Consider the following 3036-nt stretch of genomic DNA (forward strand, 5'->3'; position numbering starts at 1 on the left):
GGATATAATTGACCTTTTGCGTTTTGGTTTGATAGGAAAATACTAAATAATAACTAAGTCCTGATGTGTTATTGATCGTATAATTAGCTTCTGCTGTGTCAGGTATGTCTCTAGAGGTGTCAACGGTTTCCGTAGGTTGGCCCAATTCGTCAACAACTTGTTTGATAAGCAACTTCTTATAGTCTGGATCGGAAGATGTAATTTCTGTAACTTTATCGCTTCCATCCAGCATGATATCTGTATGATACTTAGCGTAGCTTCTCATAGGACCTGTAGAACCTGACTCGGATTTCCCCCACAGCTCAAATAACAGATCGCTGCTAGTTCCCAAGCCAAGACCTTTAGGCAAATTCGGTAAGGTTCCCTGCTTGGCTGCGCTGAATATAGCGGCTGCGGAGCTGTGTTTACTGTGAGATGAAGCTGTACTACTGGCAGGTTCTTGATGGGTAGAGGTTGTGCCTTGCCCATTAGTATTGGGATCCGTGTTTTGATCTGTAGAACTAGCAGGCGGTGTGACTGTTTCTGCTTTAGTAGGAGCAGTTGATTTTGCTTCCCCGCTATTGCTGCATCCTGTCATCACAGCAAAACCTATAGCCAAGAAAGCACTAGTGGTGATTAGCTTGCAAGCCAACTTTTTACGATCATAAGATTGATGTGTATGCTTCATTATAAGATCACTCTTTCCTTGTTCATGGGTACAAAGCAAGTGTAACCGAACCTCGTTTCCAGAATACCTCTACTTGTATCCAACTTGTAAACAAGGACATTGATGATTTTCTAACATACCCTATTTACGACCGTAAGCTCCCAGCTGTTGTTTAGAAAAGGAGTAAGGAGAGTCACTCTTCTTCAACCATATATTCCCTTTAATGATGAAGATGTATACAGCAAAAACAAAGTAGATCGTACCCGCAATCCAGTCTATTGCCGTTGGGATGTCTCGCTGTACTATTTCATGAATATACCAGATTCCGACTGGAACATGCAGGAGAAGTGCCGTAAACAAGCCAGGATTATATAAGGTTTTTGCTTTAATATTGACAACGATACCGTGCCAAACGACCTGAAAGAATCCCATAAAAATTGGTGCGAGTCCAAGCCAGACTACTTGCGGGAACCATACGGGGAGCAGATAAAACACATAGGCAATTGCCACATTGATAATCATCGCTGATTGAGTGTTTAAGGGGTAATGATCCGGTGTATCACTTTTAAACATAACGTTGTTAAATAAACCAGCAAAATATCCAGGCCAGCGGTACTCCTCAAATTGATGAAACAATATAGCCACAAAACTCAACCATAACATGCCTGTTATATCCGAAAGGATAGCTGGATTCATAAGTAAAACAATACATACAACCACACCGGTTATAGCCCCTGCATCTTGCCAATATTTTCTCAAAAGATTCATATTAGTCACCCCTATGATTTATTTTTGATCAAAATATCTTTCGAACAGCAGATTTAATTGTTCCTCTACTGAAGGTATTTCCACAACTGCCCCTGATTCAAGAATCGGACTCATCAGTGCAGGCAGAAAAATAGCTCCAAATATTTGCAGCATCATCGCTAACAAGCGCTCCGGCTGTTGCTCACCTGTCAGCTCCTTGATCGTGCTCTGAACCTTTGGAAATCCCATGATGTTTAAAAACCTTCCGTATTCCTGTTGAGATGTAAAGGGCGTGCTGCCCATGGCAATAATTCGCGAAAGAAGCTCTGGATATTGACGAATGACCTGTAGATAGTTAAGTAAAAATTGTTTCAGTCTATCTTGGGGGGGCATCGTTGTATTGTCCAAAATAGAAAAGGTATGCTGAAAGCCATTTAATATCACTTCAATAGCTTCACTGAGCAGATTTTCCTTAGAGCCAAAATAATAATTAACTAAAGAAATATTAGTAGCAGACCGCTCGGCAATTTTTCTGATTGTAACCGCCTCAAAACCTTCCTTTTGAATAAATTCCAGCGTAGCGTCTAAGATTTTTTCTTTGGTTTGTTGTTTTTTGTCTGGGTGATTCATGTTTTTCCTCCTCCTGTTTCGTCCAATCATAACGGATGAATGAAATGGGACGATTTTATGTAAATGACTTTTCAAACAATAATTAAAACATTGTTTAAATTATTGTTTGAACTCAGTTTAGCACTTTATATTTCACAAAACAAGGAGCAATTTGAGATTTAGGGAATAGAAAAACCCGCATAACGAATGAGATCGTTTGCGGGTCGATTGAATGGAGATTGAAAAAAGGCCTAAATAGCCCAATTTCCTTTGCGGAACACGGCTTCTTTGCTTCCGTCTTGCAATTCGCCGTCAATATCCAGCTCAGCCGAGCCGATCATGAAGTCCACATGAGTCAGGCTGACATTGGCACCGTTCTGGAGCAGCTCCTCCCGGTTCATTTGTGTGCCATTTTCCATATTAAATGGATACGCACTGCCTAGAGCCAAGTGGCAGGAGGCATTTTCGTCGATACCTGTATTGTAAAAAATGCGATTGAGATTGGAAATCGGTGAATCATGCGGCACCAGTGCAACTTCTCCCAAATAGCTGGCCCCTTCATCCGTAGCGAGCAAATGAGTCAGATGCTGCTCGCCGGATTCTGCTGTATATTCAGTGACTTTACCGTCCTTAAAGGTAAACGTTATGCGATCCACCAGTTGTCCATTTAAATTGAGTGGCATTGTACTTGTGACATGACCATTGACACCTGTACGCTTAGGCATCGTGAACACTTCTTCTGTCGGCATATTCGCCACGGTATAAATTCCTTGGGCGTTTTCACCACCGCCGCCGCGCCAAATATGTCTTTCGGCCAATTCAATTTTCAAATCTGTCCCGGGTGCACGATAGTGGAGGCTTTTATAGTTTTTATGATTCAGCTTGTTTTGTAGCTGTTCAAGATTGTTTAAATGCACCTGCCAATTTTGAATTGGATCAGAGCCGTCTACACGGTTCATTTCGAAAATCGTATCCCACATGACTCGAATGCGGTCCTCTTCTGCTACATCAGCAAATACTTTATCGGCCCATGC

General features: G+C 41.7%; 4 protein-coding genes. All 4 read right to left on the reverse strand.

Features of this window, described 5'->3' with window-relative positions; all coding sequences use genetic code 11:
• Positions 1-667, reverse strand: a 667-nt coding sequence (locus GRP75_RS22985; RefSeq protein WP_160790467.1) for a DUF4309 domain-containing protein, incomplete at its 3' end; no start/stop codon positions are given.
• A 120-nt stretch (positions 668-787) separates the two neighbouring features.
• Complete coding sequence (locus GRP75_RS22990; protein ID WP_068939438.1) at positions 788-1414, reverse strand: HXXEE domain-containing protein; 627 nt, start codon at positions 1412-1414, stop codon at positions 788-790.
• 18 nt (positions 1415-1432) lie between these two features.
• A complete protein-coding gene (locus tag GRP75_RS22995) occupies positions 1433-2023 on the reverse strand; it encodes a TetR/AcrR family transcriptional regulator (RefSeq protein WP_160790468.1) in 591 nt (196 codons plus the stop codon).
• Positions 2024-2253: 230 nt separating this feature from the next.
• Positions 2254-3036, reverse strand: a 783-nt coding sequence (locus tag GRP75_RS23000) for an aminopeptidase (protein ID WP_160790469.1), incomplete at its 5' end; no start/stop codon positions are given.

It is taken from the genome of Paenibacillus sp. OT2-17 (assembly GCF_009827695.1).
Classification (GTDB): Bacteria; Bacillota; Bacilli; order Paenibacillales; family Paenibacillaceae; genus Paenibacillus; species Paenibacillus polymyxa_B.